Source organism: Shimia haliotis (assembly GCF_900114415.1).
Taxonomy (GTDB): Bacteria; Pseudomonadota; Alphaproteobacteria; order Rhodobacterales; family Rhodobacteraceae; genus Shimia; species Shimia haliotis.
The window spans coordinates 260727-278296 of record NZ_FOSZ01000005.1; the positions used below are offsets into that span (position 1 = coordinate 260727).

21 protein-coding genes are annotated in these 17570 nt (G+C 58.1%); 10 read left to right on the forward strand and 11 right to left on the reverse strand.

The window, feature by feature from the left end; genetic code table 11:
- Positions 1–20: 20 nt before the first annotated feature.
- On the reverse strand, positions 21–188 hold the full coding sequence (rpmG, locus tag BM069_RS13740) for a 50S ribosomal protein L33 (RefSeq protein WP_007814563.1): 168 nt from the start codon (positions 186–188) through the stop codon (positions 21–23).
- Positions 189–388: 200 nt separating this feature from the next.
- Between rpmG and BM069_RS13745 the strand changes: the two genes are divergently transcribed.
- Positions 389–1429: an alkane 1-monooxygenase gene (locus BM069_RS13745; RefSeq protein ID WP_093324473.1), complete on the forward strand. Its 1041-nt coding sequence runs from the start codon at positions 389–391 to the stop codon at positions 1427–1429.
- 32 nt (positions 1430–1461) lie between these two features.
- Positions 1462–1854: a hypothetical protein gene (locus BM069_RS13750; protein WP_093324475.1), complete on the forward strand. Its 393-nt coding sequence runs from the start codon at positions 1462–1464 to the stop codon at positions 1852–1854.
- Here BM069_RS13750 and xseA read toward each other — a convergent pair.
- A complete protein-coding gene (gene xseA / locus BM069_RS13755; RefSeq protein WP_093324476.1) occupies positions 1851–3368 on the reverse strand; it encodes an exodeoxyribonuclease VII large subunit in 1518 nt (505 codons plus the stop codon). The genes BM069_RS13750 and xseA overlap by 4 nt on opposite strands.
- 74 nt (positions 3369–3442) lie before the next feature.
- Here xseA and purD point away from each other — a divergent pair, with 74 nt between their 5' ends.
- A complete protein-coding gene (gene purD, locus BM069_RS13760) occupies positions 3443–4705 on the forward strand; it encodes a phosphoribosylamine--glycine ligase (RefSeq protein WP_093324478.1) in 1263 nt (420 codons plus the stop codon).
- A 258-nt stretch (positions 4706–4963) separates the two neighbouring features.
- Here purD and BM069_RS13765 read toward each other — a convergent pair whose 3' ends face one another.
- Positions 4964–5692 carry an FG-GAP repeat domain-containing protein gene (locus tag BM069_RS13765; protein WP_244503626.1) on the reverse strand — a complete coding sequence of 243 codons (729 nt, stop codon included), beginning with the start codon at positions 5690–5692 and terminating at the stop codon, positions 4964–4966.
- Between the two features lie 26 nt (positions 5693–5718).
- Positions 5719–6042, reverse strand: coding sequence for a 2Fe-2S iron-sulfur cluster-binding protein (locus tag BM069_RS13770; RefSeq protein ID WP_093324481.1), 324 nt, complete (start codon positions 6040–6042; stop codon positions 5719–5721).
- Positions 6043–6151: 109 nt separating this feature from the next.
- On the opposite strand from BM069_RS13770, the gene BM069_RS13775 reads away from it, so the two are divergent.
- Positions 6152–6526, forward strand: a complete 375-nt coding sequence (locus BM069_RS13775) for an OB-fold nucleic acid binding domain-containing protein (protein ID WP_093324482.1) — start codon at positions 6152–6154, stop codon at positions 6524–6526.
- A 71-nt stretch (positions 6527–6597) separates the two neighbouring features.
- On the forward strand, positions 6598–7140 hold the full coding sequence (locus BM069_RS13780; RefSeq protein ID WP_093324483.1) for a peptidoglycan-binding domain-containing protein: 543 nt from the start codon (positions 6598–6600) through the stop codon (positions 7138–7140).
- A gap of 56 nt (positions 7141–7196) precedes the next feature.
- Here BM069_RS13780 and BM069_RS13785 read toward each other — a convergent pair whose 3' ends face one another.
- The 6 genes from BM069_RS13785 to rpiA form a co-directional block, all read right to left on the reverse strand.
- Positions 7197–8621 carry a Do family serine endopeptidase gene (locus BM069_RS13785; RefSeq protein WP_093324485.1) on the reverse strand — a complete coding sequence of 475 codons (1425 nt, stop codon included), beginning with the start codon at positions 8619–8621 and terminating at the stop codon, positions 7197–7199.
- Between the two features lie 206 nt (positions 8622–8827).
- Positions 8828–9022 carry a DUF2065 domain-containing protein gene (locus BM069_RS13790; RefSeq protein WP_093324486.1) on the reverse strand — a complete coding sequence of 65 codons (195 nt, stop codon included), beginning with the start codon at positions 9020–9022 and terminating at the stop codon, positions 8828–8830.
- Positions 9022–9894: a protease modulator HflC gene (gene hflC / locus BM069_RS13795; protein WP_093324488.1), complete on the reverse strand. Its 873-nt coding sequence runs from the start codon at positions 9892–9894 to the stop codon at positions 9022–9024. Before hflC ends, BM069_RS13790 begins: the two co-directional genes overlap by 1 nt.
- 1 nt (position 9895) lies before the next feature.
- Positions 9896–11032, reverse strand: coding sequence for an FtsH protease activity modulator HflK (hflK, locus tag BM069_RS13800; protein ID WP_093324490.1), 1137 nt, complete (start codon positions 11030–11032; stop codon positions 9896–9898).
- Positions 11033–11115: 83 nt separating this feature from the next.
- A complete protein-coding gene (gene gor, locus BM069_RS13805; protein ID WP_093324493.1) occupies positions 11116–12471 on the reverse strand; it encodes a glutathione-disulfide reductase in 1356 nt (451 codons plus the stop codon).
- Between the two features lie 15 nt (positions 12472–12486).
- Complete coding sequence (rpiA, locus tag BM069_RS13810) at positions 12487–13275, reverse strand: ribose-5-phosphate isomerase RpiA (protein WP_093324495.1); 789 nt, start codon at positions 13273–13275, stop codon at positions 12487–12489.
- 199 nt (positions 13276–13474) lie between these two features.
- On the opposite strand from rpiA, the gene BM069_RS13815 reads away from it, so the two are divergent.
- The gene (locus BM069_RS13815) at positions 13475–14173 is read left to right on the forward strand and encodes a glutathione S-transferase family protein (protein ID WP_093324497.1); all 699 of its coding nucleotides are present in this window, start codon (positions 13475–13477) and stop codon (positions 14171–14173) included.
- On the forward strand, positions 14173–15546 hold the full coding sequence (locus tag BM069_RS13820) for an L-serine ammonia-lyase (RefSeq protein ID WP_093324498.1): 1374 nt from the start codon (positions 14173–14175) through the stop codon (positions 15544–15546). Before BM069_RS13815 ends, BM069_RS13820 begins: the two co-directional genes overlap by 1 nt.
- A 59-nt stretch (positions 15547–15605) precedes the next feature.
- Here the strand turns inward: BM069_RS13820 and BM069_RS13825 are convergent, their stop codons facing one another.
- Positions 15606–16424: a lytic transglycosylase domain-containing protein gene (locus BM069_RS13825; RefSeq protein WP_425288683.1), complete on the reverse strand. Its 819-nt coding sequence runs from the start codon at positions 16422–16424 to the stop codon at positions 15606–15608.
- Positions 16425–16771: 347 nt separating this feature from the next.
- Here BM069_RS13825 and BM069_RS13830 point away from each other — a divergent pair, with 347 nt between their 5' ends.
- The 3 genes from BM069_RS13830 to BM069_RS13840 all read left to right on the forward strand — a co-directional run bounded on the left by BM069_RS13830 (position 16772) and on the right by BM069_RS13840 (position 17570).
- Positions 16772–16975: a hypothetical protein gene (locus BM069_RS13830; RefSeq protein ID WP_093324500.1), complete on the forward strand. Its 204-nt coding sequence runs from the start codon at positions 16772–16774 to the stop codon at positions 16973–16975.
- Between the two features lie 94 nt (positions 16976–17069).
- A complete protein-coding gene (locus BM069_RS13835; protein ID WP_093324630.1) occupies positions 17070–17273 on the forward strand; it encodes a hypothetical protein in 204 nt (67 codons plus the stop codon).
- Between the two features lie 93 nt (positions 17274–17366).
- The gene (locus BM069_RS13840; protein ID WP_093324500.1) at positions 17367–17570 is read left to right on the forward strand and encodes a hypothetical protein; all 204 of its coding nucleotides are present in this window, start codon (positions 17367–17369) and stop codon (positions 17568–17570) included.

Below are 17570 nucleotides of genomic sequence, written 5' to 3' on the forward strand. Positions count from 1 at the left end.
GTGTCTCGGAAAGTTTGATCTTACTTGATCTTGCCTTCTTTGTACTCGACATGCTTGCGCACCACCGGGTCGTACTTACGTACGACCATCTTTTCGGTCATGGTGCGTGCATTTTTCTTGGTCACGTAGAAATGGCCCGTGCCCGCGGTCGAGTTCAGACGGATCTTGATGGTCGTCGGCTTCGCCATTGTGCTTCTCCTGCGCCGGAGCGCACGCGCCCCGTGAAATTCTTATGAAGCTCGCCTTTTACTGATGCTCTGGCCCGAGTCAATGGGATTCCCCCAATAAACTTGCCGCATATGAAAATTTGTGCCGATTGGCGACATTGCGCCCCCGCCCAAAGCCGTTAGGTTCTAGAAACCCGTTCGGAAAGACACCTATCGTTTCAATGCTCTGGTTTTGGATTGCCACCTCTGTACCGCTCGCTTTGCTAAGCCTCGCCGCCTTTTTGGGCGGGTGGTGGACGCTGGCCGCCTTTCTTTACATGACTGCATTTGTGCACGTGATGGACCGCCTGATTCAGGGCACTGTTGCCAGAATCAAATCAAGCGGCGAATTCCCCAGCGGCAGACGCCTGTCGATTCTTCTTGGCCTGTCCCATTTCGCGCTGATCGCTTTTGCGGTTGTTGCCCTTTCGGGCGGCTCCGGTCTCGGAATTGCAGAGCAAATCCTCTGTTTCCTCGCCTTTGGGCTATTTTTTGGCCAGGTCAGCAACGCCAACGCACATGAACTGATCCACAAGGGAGATCGATTCTCTCGGCGACTGGGCACTTGGGTCTACATCACGCTCCTGTTTGGGCATCACACCAGCGCGCATACGCGTGTCCACCACATATGGGTCGCAACCCCGAACGACCCAAACAGCCCCCGCAAGGGAGAGAGTTTTTACCGGTTCTGGCCGCGCGCATGGATTGGCTCTTTCCGCGAAGGTCTGAAGGCGGAAACCGCTCTGCGGGCGCGCAAGTCTGCGCCGCCCCCGTCTTGGACGCATCCTTATGTTACCTATGTTGGCGGTGCCGCACTCTGCCTGCTCTTCTGCTACCTGACTCTCGATTGGAAAGGCCTGATGGCCTACGTTCTGGTCACCGCCTATGCGCAAATGCAGCTTCTGGTGTCTGACTATGTGCAACACTATGGCCTCGAGCGCAGACAACTGGACACTGGCAAATACGAGCCGGTTGGCCCTAAACACAGTTGGAACGCGCCAGAGTTTTATTCTTCGGCTTTAATGCTCAACGCGCCGCGCCATTCCGACCACCACATCAATCCTACGCGCGACTATCCATCGCTGAGGCTCGCTAAAGACACCATGCCGATCCTACCGCGATCCCTGCCGCTGATGGGCTCACTGGCCCTTTGGCCACGCATGTGGCGGCGGGTGATGGACCCCCGCGTGGCACAGCTGGGCAAGTCCGGGGATTGTGACTAGATCAACAGGCAAATGGGTGGCAGCATAGCCCCATGAAACGCTTGATCCTTGCCGCTGCCCTTGTCGCCGCGCCCGCGTGGTCGCAAACGGCCATGACCGCGTCCGAATTTGAATCCTACGTGTCTGGCAAAACGCTTTTTTATGCGGCGGACGGCACACGCTATGGCGTCGAAGAATATCTGCCCGATCGGCGCGTACGGTGGTCCTTTTTGGACGGACAATGCAAAGAAGGCCTCTGGTACGAGGAGGCCGGCAACATCTGCTTTGTCTACGACGACAACCCAACCCCACAATGCTGGAGCTTCTTCCGAGGGGCCTCGGGCCTTTCGGCGCAGTTTGAAACTGGTGACACCGGCACTGTGCTGTATGAAATCGAGGCCACGGGCGAAGAGATGCTCTGCCTTGGCCCCGAGATCGGCGTTTAAAACAGGCTGCCCTGCTCCGGTGCGTCAGGCTTTTTTGCTTTAGGTTTAGGCGCAGCCTTCTTTGGCGTCGCGGGCGTGGCGGCAACAGCCCCCTGCCCGACCTTGAGCCGCCCATCGGCAAATTCGATCTCGATCTCGCTGGCTTTGCCCGCGACTTCCGCGGTCTTTACCAACGCGCCATCGCCACGCACCACCGCATAGCCGCGTTCCAAAGTTGCCTGATAACTCAAGGTCTCGCGCATCCGGTCCAGCGCCGCCAGCTGATCCTTTAGTCCCTGCACTTGCCGCGTGCCTGCTTCCGCAAGCCGGCGACTCAGATCCGCCACTCGTTCCCGGCGACGATCAATGTCTCGCCTCAGCCTCACCGGCGTCAGCCGGTCCGCGTGACGTCCCAAGGTTTGGCGTCTGATTTCAATCATCCGCTGCAAAGACTGTGCCCGCAGCCCGCCACTGGACTGTGCCAGCGCCACGCGACGCGTCTGCACGCCAGCTTGCAAGGCCCGTGGCAAAGCATCCCCTGCCGCGTCCAACCGCTGACGGGGTGTCTGCAGCAACATATCCACACGCGGGATCGCCCGCGACAGGTCGCGCAAACGCTGATCTCGCAGGCTCAGCGCCTGCCCGATCCCGCGCGTCATGCGCGCACCCTGTTCTTCGACCCAACCCGCAATTTCCAACCGCACCGGCACCGCCAGCTCTGCTGCCGCCGTCGGGGTCGGCGCGCGCTTGTCGGAGACAAAATCAATCAGCGTTGTGTCGGTCTCATGTCCCACAGCAGAAATCAGCGGGATATCGGACCCCGCAGCCGCCCGCGCAACGATCTCTTCATTGAACCCCCAAAGGTCTTCGATCGAGCCGCCACCCCTCGCCACAATGATCAGATCAGGTCGCGGCATCGCGCCACCCGGTGTCATTTGGTTGAACCCTTGGATGGCGTTGGCCACTTGAGGCGCACATTGCTCGCCCTGCACCGCTACCGGCCAGATAATGACCTTGCGCGGGAAACGATCCCGCAGCCTATGCAAAATATCGCGAATTACCGCTCCGCTAGGGGAGGTCACGACCCCGATAACTTCAGGCAAATAGGGCAGTGGTTTCTTGCACTCTGGTGCAAACAGACCTTCGGCCTGCAACATCGCCTTACGTTTTTCCAGCATCGCCATCAATGCACCAACGCCAGCTGGTTTCAGGTCTTCGACAACCAGTTGGTACTTGGACTGCCCCGGAAAGGTGGTCAGTCGCCCCGTGGCGACCACTTCCATGCCTTCCTCCGGCCGTGTTGCAATGCGCGACGCCACGCCCTTCCACATCACCGCGGCAATCACTGACCGGTCGTCTTTCAGGTCCAGATACACATGGCCTGAACGCGGAAAAGACACCCGCCCGATTTCGCCCTTGATGCGCACATGGGAAAACTCGCCCTCAATCATACGTTTGATGGCACCGGAAAGCTCGGAAACGCTAAATTCCGGTGCGTTTTCGCCCTCAATCGGGTCGTCGATAAGGTCAGACATCTCGGCTCGCTTGTAGAACTGCTCTCCACAGCTTAGAACGCCCGCAACCGAAGGCCAAGCGGAAGGCGACACCCATGAACATCCTCATCCTCGGCAGCGGCGGGCGCGAACACAGCCTCGCATGGGCGGTGATGCAAAACCCGAAATGCGACAAGCTGATTGTGGCCCCCGGCAACGCGGGAATCGCCCAAATCGCGGATTGTGCGTCTTTTGACATCGAGGATGGTGGCGAGGTCGTGAACTTCGTCGCGACCAACGCAATCGACTTCGTGATCGTCGGCCCCGAAGCGCCTCTGGCCTCAGGTGTGGCGGACCGTCTCCGCGAGGCCGGTGTGCTGGTATTTGGCCCCTCCAAAGCCGCCGCACGGCTGGAAGCGTCCAAGAGCTTCACCAAAGAAATCTGCGACGCCGCCAATGCCCCGACTGCTGGGTATGGCCACTTCACCGATGCCAAAGCAGCCAAGGCCCATATCCGCAAAGAAGGTGCGCCAATCGTGGTAAAAGCTGACGGCCTTGCCGCAGGCAAAGGCGTGATCGTCGCGATGGACGAACAAACCGCGCTGGACGCGGTGGATGATATGTTCGGCGGCGCTTTTGGCGGCGCGGGGGCCGAGGTGGTGATCGAAGAGTTTATGGAGGGCGAGGAAGCCTCTTTCTTTATTCTCTGCGACGGCAAAACCGCCTTGCCAGTGGGCACGGCCCAAGACCACAAGCGTGTTGGCGAAGGCGACACCGGCCCCAACACCGGCGGCATGGGCGCCTATTCTCCCGCGCCGGTTCTGACGGACGAAGTTGCGCAAAAGGCGCTGGATGAAATCGTACAACCAACCATCGACGAGATGGCAAAGCGCGGCACGCCTTATCAGGGTGTGCTTTATGTTGGTCTAATGATCAAGGACGGGCAGCCGCGCCTTGTGGAATACAACGTGCGGTTTGGCGATCCGGAGTGTCAGGTGCTTATGATGCGCCTTGGTGGACAGGCTTTTGACCTGATGCACGCGGCGGCGGAGGAACGCCTGTACGAGACGCAGGTGAACTGGGCAGATGACCATGCAATCACGGTGGTCATGGCGGCAAACGGCTATCCTGGAGCCTATGAGAAAGGCTCTGTCATCAAGGGCCTCGACGCGGTTTCCGGCGACAGCAAGAATATGGTTTTTCACGCGGGCACCACGGCCAAGAATGGCGAGATCACCGCAACCGGCGGCCGTGTTCTGAACGTGACGGCGCGTGGCGAGAGTCTGCAAGAAGCCCGCGACCGGGCCTATGCCATGATTGACCAGATCGACTGGCCCGAAGGATTCTACCGCTCTGACATCGGGTGGCGAGCCCTCTGACACGGGTGTTTTGCGGGCGCTGCACGGCCATTGCCTGCAACCTATTCTCGCCTCACGTCGAGGGACGCATCATGACAAAATCGATTGATCGGGCCTATGCGAAAGACACCTTCACCGAATTCTAGTGGCGCGGTGCTTGGCCACACATTCGCGCCTGATGACCTTTTGCAGCAAGTCACCTGAAACTTTACCGACATTTCAGCGCTAGGTCCCAATCGCCCCTGCCCCTCTCCGCGAGGTATTTCCGGCAATAGGATGTCAGTCGGAGGCACAGGCAAGCGCGGCGCGCAAAGAGGCCTGTCCATTAAAGGGACCAAGCGGTCTGGACACTAGGCGTTTGCCGTCAAATCTTGTGGACACGATGTTTTGCCAGTTGGCGTCAACGGTGATCATCTCGGGCCCTGTGTCGCAGGTGCGCAGGCCGCCGGAAATAAAATCTTCACCGATGCGGTGATTGGTCAGACCCTTGCTGTTCGCAACTTCGACTAGGGTATTGTTCTCAAACCGCCACACGCGCAAGGTTTTGGCCAGATGGGGACGGTCGATATAGGCTATCTCGACTTGACCGTCGCCATCCATGTCCGCAGCCCCCACAGGCGCCAGCCAGCGGTTGCGCTGACCGATATGCGGGGTGGCTGCAATCAGGCCGCCCTGATTGTAGAGCGCCAACCGTGCGCCGCCTGACTGGCTGCTTTCCACAACAATCGCTTCAAGGTTACCGTCTCCGGTCACGTCAAACAGACGCGGTTCCAGATCCTCAAAAACCCGATCCTGAGGCAGGGTGATTGTGATGGTTTTGCCGCCGCGCAGCTTGAGTTTCAGAGCGCCATATTCGATGGCATCCCCCAAAACGCCATGGGTGTAGCGTGTGGTCGGCTCAGCAAAGCGTGCCGACTTGATGTCAGCCGAGACGGGTGCTGAAAGACCCACCGGCAGAGCGCACAGAGCCAGCCCTGCGCGGCGCAAGAGACGGCGCAAAGGACGCATCGTCAAACGCCGCGCCCGCGCTAACATCAAATCTGTTTTTCCGGCATTTTCACGATCAGACCGTCCATGTCGTCCGTGACCTTGATCTGGCAGGTCAGACGGGATGTGGCGGGATCTGGCTGATACGCAAAATCAAGCATGTCCTCTTCCATGTCGTCCTTGGCGGGAATTTTGTCCGCCCAGGCAGGATCCACATAGACGTGGCAGGTCGAGCAGGCGCAGGCGCCGCCGCAATCGGCTTCGATGCCGGGAATGTTGTTGTCGCGTGCGCCTTCCATCACGGTCAGGCCGCTTGCGACCTCTACCACGTGTTCGGTTCCGTTGTGCTCGACATAGGTGATCTTGGCCATGCCCTAGGGCTCCTTCTCGTGCAGTGCGTTGCTCTTTGTTAGTCAAGCGCCACGCCCCCCGCCAGCCCCTTTTGCGACCACAGCTCTATCACCTTGCGACAAAATGCAAATGTTCTATATTTGTTCCATGAATGCGCCTATCACATCCACATGGCCCAAGCCCCCCGCCGCCCTTACCGCCGCCCGACTGGGCGAGCCACCCAACGGGGCGCGTGTAACCGTGGCCGGGTTGGTGATTCTACGTCAGCGCCCCGGAACCGCGAAAGGTGTGATCTTCCTCACCCTTGAAGACGAGACCGGCGTGGTGAACGTGATTGTCTGGCGCAAACTTTATGATGCCTTCCGCCGCGCGGTGATCGCGGGGCGGCTTTTGCGTGTCACCGGACGAATTCAGCGGGAAAACAATGTTACCCATCTGATTGCCGAACGGGTGGAGGACGTGTCTCCCATGCTCGACAGCCTGCTTTTGCCACCCGAAAGCTGAGGCTTTTGACAAAGGCCAAAACGCGCTACAAAGGCCACAACAATAACACGCCTTGAGCGCGAGGCACGAGCATGACACGCCTGATCGCCCCATTTACGGCCCTCGCCCTGCTGACCACAGCAGGCTGTGAGCAGACGATCTCGGACCCGCCCTATCTGGCAGCTTGGTCCGAGCCTGAAATCGTGCGTGCCGAGGATGCCAAGGCCCCACCCAACGCCCGCCCGGGAAGCTGTTGGGGACGGGATGTGACGCCCGCGATACTGGAAACCGTGACCGAACAGATCATGGTGCAGCCGCCCGAAGTGCTGGCTGATGGCACCGTGATCACGCCGGGGGTTTTTCGCACGGAACAACAACAGCGTATTGTCCGAGAGCGCCGGGAGACATGGTTTGAAACCCCCTGCCCGCAGATCTGGACCATCGAATTCACCTCTTCGGTTCAACGGGCGCTCAAGGCCCGCGGCCTGTTCTTCGGCGCCATCACCGGCGATCTCGACAGCCGCACACGCGCAGCCATTCGCCGCTATCAGAAAGCAGGCGGCCTCGACAGTTCCATTCTGTCGATGGAAAGCGCACGCCGCCTTGGCTTGATAGCTGTTGAACGGGAAGGATAACCCCCAAACAAAAAAAGGGCGCCCGAAGGCGCCCCCAATCCGTGAGTGGATACGTTTTACTCTTCAATCGAGAGCGCGACGAACCGCGGCTCACCGCCACGACGCACAAGCAGCAAAACCGACTTGCGACCGGCTTCGCGCACCTCATCGATACGGGTTTCAAAGTCCGCAATTGTGCGCAACTTCTGATGGCTTGCTTCGGTCAGAACGTCACCGGCACGCAAACCTTTTTCATAAGCCTTCGACGTCTCGTCCACGCCACTGACCACAAGACCGTCCTGATCTTCGGCCACACCCAACTCGCCCCGCATCTCATCGGTCAACGGAGTAACGGTCAAACCGAGAATCTCCTTTTCCAACGGCTCATCGTTGTCTTCCGGCGCAGGTTGGCTTGCAGGAACGGCGCCCTCGGCTTCTTCCCGACGTCCCAGTGTCACCTCGAGTGACACCTCTTCACCCGCACGCAACACAATCACGTCGACGGTCTTGCCCACGGACGCGTTTCCAACCAAACGCACCAGTTCGCGGACATCGTCGACCTTGTCGCCTTCAAAGGTCAGGATAACATCGCCTGCTTCCATTCCGGCATCCATCGCCGGACCTTCGGGAACATCCGTCACCATGGCGCCGATGGCATCGTCCAGACCGTCAATGGCCTCAACCATGTCTTCGGTCACGTTCTGAATGCGCACACCCAGCCAGCCGCGACGGGTTTCGCCAAACTCCTTCAGCTGATCCACGACGCGCGTCACGACGTTGGAGGCCATGGAAAAGCCGATACCAATCGAGCCACCGTTAGGCGACAGGATTGCTGTGTTCACGCCGATCACCTCACCATCCATGTTGAACAAGGGGCCACCGGAGTTGCCGCGGTTGATCGCAGCGTCGGTCTGGATGTAGTCGTCATAGCTTCCGGAAAGTGCGCGGTTGCGGGCCGAAACAATACCGGAGGACACAGAAAATCCCTGCCCCAGCGGGTTGCCCATCGCCAGCACCCAATCGCCAACACGCGCGGTGTCGCTGTTGCCGAATTCGACAAACTCCAGCGGCTCATCGCTTTCGACCTTCAGCAGCGCGATATCCGTGTTCGGATCCGTACCAATCACCTTGGCAGGCAGCTCCTCACCTTCGAAGAACTCGATCAAAATCTCGTCTGCGCCTTCGATCACATGGTTGTTTGTCACCACATAACCGTCTGCAGAGATCACAAAACCGGAACCAAGCGCAGACGTGCGGCGCGGACGGTCCCCGTCGCCTTGCCTGTCCTGAAACTCACGGAAGAAATCCTCGAATGGCGACCCTTCCGGCACGATGCCTTGCGGGCCAGTGCGACCTGCGACAACTGTGGATGTGGTGATGTTGACCACCGAGGGGCTGATTTCTTCCGCAAGATCAGCAAAACTGTCGGGCCGCGCCTGAGCGGCCAATGCCTGCACCATCACAACAACCGCCGCGACAAACGCAACCACCATGGCGCGCATCGCGGGTGTCGACGGGGTCTGCAGGGAATATGCCTTCGAAATCACGTTGGATCTCCTTGTTTACTAAAACCGACTGACAAGGCTGGGCGCTTGTCGCTTGATCAGAAGAATGGGCTTTTGGTGCCCCAAGTGCAACAGCCCCCCAATCGCATGTTCACAATTGCGCGTGACCGGTCTGTGAATTTGGTAAATCCGCCGTGCGGTGGTCAGGCGCCAAGTGCTTTGGCTGTCCAGACAAAAATCAAACCGGCAATCATTGCCAGCAATCCAAGCGTCCTACGCTGCCCTTCCGGAAGGGACCGCAACATCGCCAAAAGGTCTTCAACGATTGAAGGGGCCAGTACATAGACCAGCCCCTCCACAATCAATACAAGTCCAATCGCATAAAGCGCGACCGTCATCAGTTCCGACCCTGATCGCTCTTCAGATAGTCGAAGAAGTCACTGTCAGGCGACATAACCATCGTAGAATTGTCAGCCTGCAACGCACTGCGATAGGCACTCAAAGAACGATAGAATTCAAAGAATTCCGGATCCGCACCGTAAGATTGCGCAAAGATTGCGTTGCGTTCGGCGTCCGCTTCACCGCGGGTGATTTCGGACTGACGTTTGGCGTCAGACACAAGCTCGACCACAGTACGATCCGCTTGCGCACGAATACGCTGTGCAGCTTCGTTACCACGAGCGATCTCGTCCGCTGCTTCCCGTTCACGTTCTGCACGCATCCGTGCAAAAGTCGCTTCGAGGTTGGCTTGCGGCAAGTCGGTACGTTTCAGGCGAACATCAATGACCTCAAGACCCAGAGCTCGCGCGTCAGTAATGGCCGCATCGCGAATGCGGTTCATCAAAGACACACGATCGGTCGACAGAACCGAATCCGAACGCACGGAACCCAGAACTTCACGAGTCTGCGAGCGCAGAATGCTGTCCAAACGGGTTTCCGCCACCTGAACACCTCCGGCACCAACGGCCTGACGGAACTGATTGACGTCCGCAATGCGATAGCGCGCAAAGGCGTCCACGATCAAACGACGATCATCCAGAGGCGTGACCTCAAGCGGACCAACTTCGCGGCTCAGAATGCGGTCGTCGTAGGTAACCACTTCTTGAATGAGCGGCAGCTTGAACGCCAATCCGGGCTCTTCCTTGACTGTCACCACACGACCAAATTGCAGCACCAAAGCTTTTTCGCGTTCGTCCACGATAAATATCGAAGACAAAAGCGCTGCGATGGCAATCACCAGAATCGGCAGAAGATAAGTTGTTTTCCGCATCTTATTTCTCCGCCTTCTTGTTCAACTCGTTCAGCGGCAGATACGGGACGACACCCTGCCCACCGCTTTGCTCGTCGATGATGACCTTGTCGATATCGCCCAGCACCTGTTCCATAGTTTCCAGATACAGACGTTTGCGTGTTACTTCAGGTGCCTTGCTGTATTCTTCCAGAACGGCAGTAAAGCGGCTTGCCTCACCTTCGGCCTGGTTAACAACCTGTGCACGATAGGCTTCCGCTTCTTCAAGAATTTGCGCGGCTTCACCACGGGCCGACGCAGTCCGACGCGCCGCATAGGCATCCGCCTCTTTCTGCAAACGGTCACGTTCCTGCGACGCCGACTGAACTTCGCGGAAGGCGTCTTTGACCGGCTCGGGCGGATCCGCACCGTCAAAGTTCACACGAATGATGTTCACGCCCGAGTTATAGCTGTCCATATTCGACTGAATGAGTTCGAACAGTCGATCAGCAATCACACCACGGTCACGGTTTAGCACCGGTGCCAGTTCGGATTGTGCAATGATTTCACGCATCGCAGATTCAGACACAGCGCGAATGGTTTCACGCGGGTCTCGCAGGTTGAACAAATACTGCGCCGGATCGCTGATGTTCCAGACCACCTGGAAATCGATATCAACGATGTTCTCGTCACCGGTCAGCATCAGACCATCAGTCGATCCTGCCCGCGCCGGAATGTCTTCGGTTTGTTCGGTTGTGACCGGCACAACTTCTGCCGTGACCAGCGGCCATGGCGCAAAGTTCAGGCCCGGCTCACCCGTGGCGTAATACTCGCCGAGGAACAGCTCAACCGACTTCTCTTCCGGCTTAACGGTATAGAAACTCGCCATGCCCCAAAGTACGGCTGCAACGCCGAGGCCGATAAACACGGTGCCTCTGTTGAGGCCCGGACCACCTTGTCCGCCGCCCTGACCGCCGCGCTTTCCGCCGCCGCCTTCACCGCCACGTCCGCCCATGAGGACGCGCAATTGGTCCTGACCCTTTTTCATCAGATCATCGATATCGGGGATTTGCGGGCCATCGCCTTCGGGCGGGCGTTGCCCGTTCCCGTTGTTTCCGCGATTGCCACCGCCTTGGTTGCCGCCGCCCCCGCCCCAGGGGCCGCCGTTGTTACCTGCCATAAAGGATCTTCCCTTTCTTAAACATCTCTGGCGTCCCTCTAAACCTGAGGATTACACCGGAAAAATCAAGCCAATGCGCGGGCTCACGCCGTGCGCACCGGCTCCTTCATCGTCACAAGTTCTTCGGACATGGTCGGATGCACCGCCACGGTCCGATCGAAATCTTCCTTGGTCGCGCCCATTTTGACCGCAATGCCCGCCAGCTGGATCATCTCGCCAGCCCCAGGGGCCACAATGTGACATCCTAGAACTTTGCGCGTTGCTTGACTGACAATCAGTTTCATCAGAACACGTTCCGCCCGCCCTGCAAAGGCCTGCTGCATCGGCTTAAAGCTCGTGGCATAGACCTCAATAGGTTCCTGCTCCCGCGCGTCTTCCTCGCTCAATCCGACTGTGCCCATCTCGGGTTGGGTAAAAATTGCGGTCGGGATCAGGTCGTGATCCACCGGCGTCGGGTTGCCCTTAAACACGGTTTCTACAAACGCCATGCCCTCACGGATCGCCACCGGAGTCAGGTTCACCCGATCCGTCACATCACCGATCGCATAGATCGACGGCACGCCAGTCTGGCTATAGGCGTCCACGACAACCTGACCTTTACGGCCCAGCTCAACACCGACCTCTTCAAGACCCATATTGTCAGAATTAGGCGCGCGCCCTGTGGCAAACATCACCTGATCAAACAGTCGTTCATCGCCGTTTGTGGCCTTCACCCAGATCTTGTCGCCTTCTTTGCGCATCTCGAGAATGTTGGTGCCGAGATGCACGTCCACGCCGCGCTGACACATCTCCTCACAAACCAGACCGCGGGCTTCTTCGTCAAAGCCCCGCAGGATTTGCGCCCCGCGATAATATTGGGTGGTTTTCACACCCAGCCCGTTCATAATGCCGGCAAATTCGCAGGCAATATAGCCACCGCCAATGATCAGAATGCTCTCAGGCAATGTCTCAAGGTGGAAAATCTCGTTTGAGCTGATGCCCAGTTCAGCGCCAGGCATGTCCGGCCAGACCGGCCGTCCGCCCATAGCCAAAAGAATATGTTTGGCGGTTTTCTTTGTTCCGTCTGCCAACTCAACCGTATGGGCATCCGCCACTTTGGCCCGTTGATCAAAAGTCTCTACGCCGCTGTTCTTCAGAAGATTGCGGTATATCCCCTCCAACCGGTCCAGTTCGGCATGCAATTTGCCTTTGAAGCTGCCCCAGTTGAAATCGCCTGATTGAATGTCCCAGCCGTACGCCTGAGCATCCTCGACCATGCCGGAATATTCGCTGGCAAAAACCATCAGCTTTTTGGGAACACAGCCTCGGATCACGCAGGTCCCGCCATAGCGGTCCTCTTCAGCCAAAGCCACAGTGGCCCCACCAGCCGCCGCAACCCGCGCAGCCCTCACACCACCGGAGCCACCACCGATGACAAATAGATCATAGTCAAACGACATAGTTTTCGCGTTCCCTTAGTCCACCAGATCGGTGAACAGATTGTCTGTCTCGGCGAAATCAAGCATCGCCTCTTCAATAGTGCCGGCGTTGATGTCACGCACTTCCACGCGCCCATCGCCGTATCCGACGACCACAGCGTCACAGATATCTATAAACAGCCCATTTTCAACCACGCCCGGCATCTGGTTTAGCACCATGGCAAGCTGTCGCGCATCGCCGATCCGGTTAAGGTGAAGGTCCAGAATGTGGTTTCCCTCATCGGTCACAAACGGCGCCGCCCCGTTCATTCGCATTGTCGTGGTACGCCCCAGAACGTCCATGCTGACAAGGGTTTCCTCTATCAATGCCTGTGTCGTTTGCCAGCCAAAAGGAACCACCTCAACCGGAAGCGGGAAACTGCCCAGAGTTTCGACCTCTTTTCCGATGTCCGCGACAACAACCATTTGATCGGATGCGGTGGCCACAATCTTTTCCTGCAGCAATGCCCCGCCGCCACCTTTGATCAGATTGAGATCCGCATCAAATTCATCAGCGCCATCAATGGTCACATCCAGCCACTTGGCTTCATCCAGGCTGATCACTTCAATACCGACTTCGCGCGCCAATTGTGCTGTGCGCGTAGACGTCGGTACGCCTTTGATCCGCAATCCATGATCTCGCACCATTTCCCCAAGACACCGCACCAGCCATGCGGCCGTTGATCCGGTTCCAAGGCCAACTCGCATGCCGTCCTCGACATAGTCAGTCGCCTGTTTCGCGGCCACGAATTTTGCCTTGTCGATGGGCGACAGTTCTCCGGTCATTGCGGCGACTCCTCATTGCTTTCCAACGGTTATAAGAAAGAAGCTGCCGCCGCGCGAGTGCTGAATGGGCAAAACTTGCGCAATTCGCTCCCCTCAGGCAACACAGCTTTGCACTTGCGCGTGCCTTTGGAGCGCGTTTCCTATAGGAAACGTCGCAAATCGACCCCTGTGCAATTCGACACTCAGACATAGTGCCCCCATGACCCAACCGCTGCGCCTTCATTATGCTCCGGACAACGCTTCCCTAATCGTGCGTCTAACGCTCGAAGAACTTGGCGTGCCATATGAAACCCTGTTGGTTGACCGCTCAGTTGCGGCGCACCGGTCCGAAGCCTACCGGGCCATAAACCCTGCTGGGAAAATCCCCGCTCTGGAAACGCCGGACGGGCCGGTTTTTGAAACCGCAGCCATCCTGCTCTGGCTTTGTGACACATATAAAGGTCTTGCGCCCGCGACCGATGCCCCTGATCGGGCAGGCTTTGTAAGCTGGCTCTTTTATCTGTCAAATACCGTGCACTCCAACCTGCGCATGACATTTTATCCGGATCAATACATCGCCGCAGCGCATCAAAGTGCCTTGCGCGCGGGCGCGCGCGACAACCTCAAGACAGCTCTTTCCCTGCTTGATAACCTCGCCGCCCGGGATTTTACTTGGCTCAATGCCCTAACGCCCAGCGCTCTTGATCTCTATCTCGCCGCCATGTTGCGCTGGATGGCTCTTTATCCTAAGGGCGACACCAACTGGTTCAGCCTTGCAGACTGGCCCCACCTCGCCCAGATCACCGCCAAACTCGACCAACGCCTCAGCACAGCCGCGCTTTGCGCCGCCGAAGGCATGGCCCCTAACCCTTTCACGGCCCCAAAACCGCCGACCCCGCCAGAAGGATCCGCTCTGTAATGTTTCTCTCTGTCTTTGACATGTTCAAGGTCGGCATCGGCCCCTCCTCCTCTCACACCATGGGGCCCATGGTGGCCGCCGCCGATTTTCTCGACATGCTGCGCGCCGCGCCTTTTGAATTTCACGGCCTCAAGGCGTCCCTGCACGGGTCACTTGCGTTCACCGGCGTCGGGCACGCCACCGATCGCGCCACCATTCTGGGCCTCGCGGGTTTTCAGCCTGACACATATGACAACACCAAAGCCGAAGAGGCCCTCGAGCAAATCCGCGAAACCGGCCTTGTGCACCCACCGGACCTGCCCGCCCTGAAATTTGATCCGCGTGAAGATCTGAAATTCGACTTCGGTCCCAACTTGCCGGGTCACGCCAATGGCATGATCCTCATGGCGACAGACGCACAGGGCGACGTGCTGCTGCAGGAGACTTTCTATTCGATCGGCGGCGGCTTTGTGATGACCGAGGCCGAATTGGCCGCTGGCAAGGACACAAACGAAGGCCCTCCTGTGCCTTATCCGTTCAAGTCCGCCGCCGAAATGTTGGAGATGGCTCAAACCTCCGGCAAAACCATTGCCGAGATGAAAAAGGCCAACGAAGTGGCCCGAGGCTGTGCCGACAGCCTGGCCAAAGGCTGCGCGCGACTTTGGCAGGTGATGAACGACTGTATCGAACGCGGCCTGACCACCGATGGCATATTACCCGGTGGGCTTAGCGTTAAGCGCCGCGCCAAATCGATCCACGATGCGCTACAGGCCGAGCGCGGCATGAACCTGAATGCACCTCACACCATCAACGACTGGATGAGTGCCTATGCCATGGCCGTCAATGAAGAGAACGCCGCCGGTGGTCAGGTCGTGACCGCTCCCACAAACGGCGCGGCCGGCGTGCTGCCTGCGGTGATCCGCTATTGGCTCGATCATGTGCCTGGTGCCAGCGCCTCCCGCATCGACGAGTTCTTGCTGACCTCGGCAGCCATCGGCGGTCTTGTTAAATTCAACGCGTCCATCTCCGGCGCCGAAGCAGGGTGTCAGGCCGAAGTCGGCTCCGCCTCTGCCATGGCCGCCGCAGGCCTCTGTGCGGTAATGGGAGGCACCCCCGAACAGGTGGAAAATGCCGCCGAGATCGCGCTGGAACATCACCTCGGCATGACCTGTGATCCGGTCAAGGGTCTGGTGCAAGTCCCTTGCATCGAACGCAACGGCCTAGGTGCAATCAAAGCCGTTTCCGCGGCCTCGCTCGCCCTGCGCGGGGACGGCACACATTTCGTGCCTTTGGATTCGGTGATTGAAACCATGCGCCAGACCGGCGACGACATGCACGAGAAGTATAAAGAGACGTCGCTGGGCGGCCTCGCGGTCAACGTGCCCAACTGTTAAAGACCGCGTTTTTCTGGCGACAGATACCCAATTCACGATAACTGCTTCCCGCGCTCCGCTTAGTGGCGCGCGAACACGCATCCATCCGTGATCAACTCAGGCGGCGTGACACACAACGCTTTCGCCACCTGAAACGCGGCCAGCACTTTGGGCACATAGTCCCGCGTTTCAGCAAATGGCGGCACACCATCGTGGGCAGGGATTGAATTCTCGCCGGCGTTGTATCCGGCAAGCACCAGAATCGGATCGCGGTCAAATTCTGTCATCAGAAAATCAAGAAATCGCACCCCGCCTCCGATGTTGTCTTTGGCGACCAGCGGATCATCTACCCCAAAACGCTCCGCTGTCGCAGGCATCAACTGCATCAAACCCTGCGCGCCGGCTGAACTCACAGCGTCCGATCGGCCGCCGGACTCCACTGCAATCACCGCGAGCGCCAGCGCGGGCGACACCTGCGTTCCAATCGTCGCCAAGAGAATATCCGTCCCGTAGGCTTCTATCGTCGCGCGCAACTCGTCCAACCGTGGTGTTTTCACACGCGCCTCTGCCGGTGCGTTGCCGATGGCCACCAAAGCAGGCTCTAGCCGCCCTGGCCCGGCATCCCCGACATCTGGCGAAATCGCAGACCAGAACCAGCCATAAATTCCCAATGGCACAACCTGCGCGCCTGCTTCTGGCGTCGGGATCGAGGCCACCACCCCAACCGTTTCCGGTGTTGTGGGTGTGATCTGCACTGTAATCCGTTTGGATTGGCCGGGTTTAGGAGGGGTCACTCTTTTTGCGGAGAAGTCGGGAAAAGGCGGCGGCGACTCAGCCTGAAGAGGAATCACCAAAGCGCACAGCATTGCCAAACCGCCCCAAACCGCGCGAAATCCCATCATACCTGCACCTGCATAGCTCTGTTTTTCTGTAAGTATCCCAAAAATCGCCTCTCAGGGCCAGTTTCCGCATCAAAACAGCGCCAAAATCGCTCTGATTGTGCACAGTTGCGCCCAATCTACCGCTTCCAGACACACAATCTTAAGACTTTTATGCTTTAATAACAGATGGTTAAAAAACAATCAGGGACTTTTTGCACAAGAACCAAAATGGAACCACTTGCGCCCAAATCCCGCCCCAATCCACCAACATATTGCTCTCATACCAAGTCGGGCTGGCATGAGAGAGACGCCACCAAGGTTCGACAAGGTGGATTACACAACTGATCCTTTGGAGGGACGAAACCATGATCAAGTTCATCAAGAACTTCCGCAAAGACGAAGCTGGCGCAGTCACCGTTGACTGGGTTGTTCTGACCGCCGCCGTAGTTGGCCTGGCCGTCGCAGCTTACTCTGCAATCGAAACAAACACTGCCGCTCTGGCTGGTGCAACGGCTGACACCCTGGCAACTCAGGACGCCGCGCCGACAACCATCCCGACCACTCCGTAATAACGGTGTGATTGACCGCGCGCTTTCAGGCACCTCAGTTCGGATCGCCTGAAAGTCACGCTTAATGCAGTATTTAGAATTCTTGGAGATCAACATGATCAAATTCATCAAAAACTTCCGCAAAGACGAAGCTGGCGCAGTCACCGTTGACTGGGTTGTTCTGACCGCCGCCGTAGTTGGCCTGGCTGTTGCAGCTTACACCGCCATCGAGACAAACACCGCCGCTCTGGCAGGCGCAACTGCCGACACGCTGGCGACACAGGACGCGGCACCCACAACTATCCCGACCACTCCGTAATAGCGGTTGGATAGCACAAATTCCCTCAGGCAGCTCCTCCAGCGCTGCCTGAGGTTAACGCCGTGAAAGACACTCGAACATTTGGAGATCAACATGATCAAATTCATCAAAAACTTCCGCAAAGACGAAGCTGGCGCAGTCACCGTTGACTGGGTTGTTCTGACCGCCGCCGTAGTTGGCCTGGCCGTAGCAGCTTACTCTGCAATCGAAACAAACACTGCCGCTCTGGCTGGTGCAACGGCTGACACCCTGGCTACTCAGGATGCCGCACCGACAACCATCCCGACCACTCCGTAA

Coding starts and splice junctions, on each gene's coding strand:
- rpmG (WP_007814563.1), bottom strand. CDS start 188: ATGGCGAAGCCGACGACCATCAAGATCCGTCTGAACTCGACCGCGGGC.
- BM069_RS13745 (WP_093324473.1), top strand. CDS start 389: ATGCTCTGGTTTTGGATTGCCACCTCTGTACCGCTCGCTTTGCTAAGC.
- BM069_RS13750 (WP_093324475.1), top strand. CDS start 1,462: ATGAAACGCTTGATCCTTGCCGCTGCCCTTGTCGCCGCGCCCGCGTGG.
- xseA (WP_093324476.1), bottom strand. CDS start 3,368: ATGTCTGACCTTATCGACGACCCGATTGAGGGCGAAAACGCACCGGAA.
- purD (WP_093324478.1), top strand. CDS start 3,443: ATGAACATCCTCATCCTCGGCAGCGGCGGGCGCGAACACAGCCTCGCA.
- BM069_RS13765 (WP_244503626.1), bottom strand. CDS start 5,692: ATGCGTCCTTTGCGCCGTCTCTTGCGCCGCGCAGGGCTGGCTCTGTGC.
- BM069_RS13770 (WP_093324481.1), bottom strand. CDS start 6,042: ATGGCCAAGATCACCTATGTCGAGCACAACGGAACCGAACACGTGGTA.
- BM069_RS13775 (WP_093324482.1), top strand. CDS start 6,152: ATGTTCTATATTTGTTCCATGAATGCGCCTATCACATCCACATGGCCC.
- BM069_RS13780 (WP_093324483.1), top strand. CDS start 6,598: ATGACACGCCTGATCGCCCCATTTACGGCCCTCGCCCTGCTGACCACA.
- BM069_RS13785 (WP_093324485.1), bottom strand. CDS start 8,621: ATGCGCGCCATGGTGGTTGCGTTTGTCGCGGCGGTTGTTGTGATGGTG.
- BM069_RS13790 (WP_093324486.1), bottom strand. CDS start 9,022: ATGACGGTCGCGCTTTATGCGATTGGACTTGTATTGATTGTGGAGGGG.
- hflC (WP_093324488.1), bottom strand. CDS start 9,894: ATGCGGAAAACAACTTATCTTCTGCCGATTCTGGTGATTGCCATCGCA.
- hflK (WP_093324490.1), bottom strand. CDS start 11,032: ATGGCAGGTAACAACGGCGGCCCCTGGGGCGGGGGCGGCGGCAACCAA.
- gor (WP_093324493.1), bottom strand. CDS start 12,471: ATGTCGTTTGACTATGATCTATTTGTCATCGGTGGTGGCTCCGGTGGT.
- rpiA (WP_093324495.1), bottom strand. CDS start 13,275: ATGACCGGAGAACTGTCGCCCATCGACAAGGCAAAATTCGTGGCCGCG.
- BM069_RS13815 (WP_093324497.1), top strand. CDS start 13,475: ATGACCCAACCGCTGCGCCTTCATTATGCTCCGGACAACGCTTCCCTA.
- BM069_RS13820 (WP_093324498.1), top strand. CDS start 14,173: ATGTTTCTCTCTGTCTTTGACATGTTCAAGGTCGGCATCGGCCCCTCC.
- BM069_RS13825 (WP_425288683.1), bottom strand. CDS start 16,424: ATGGGATTTCGCGCGGTTTGGGGCGGTTTGGCAATGCTGTGCGCTTTG.
- BM069_RS13830 (WP_093324500.1), top strand. CDS start 16,772: ATGATCAAGTTCATCAAGAACTTCCGCAAAGACGAAGCTGGCGCAGTC.
- BM069_RS13835 (WP_093324630.1), top strand. CDS start 17,070: ATGATCAAATTCATCAAAAACTTCCGCAAAGACGAAGCTGGCGCAGTC.
- BM069_RS13840 (WP_093324500.1), top strand. CDS start 17,367: ATGATCAAATTCATCAAAAACTTCCGCAAAGACGAAGCTGGCGCAGTC.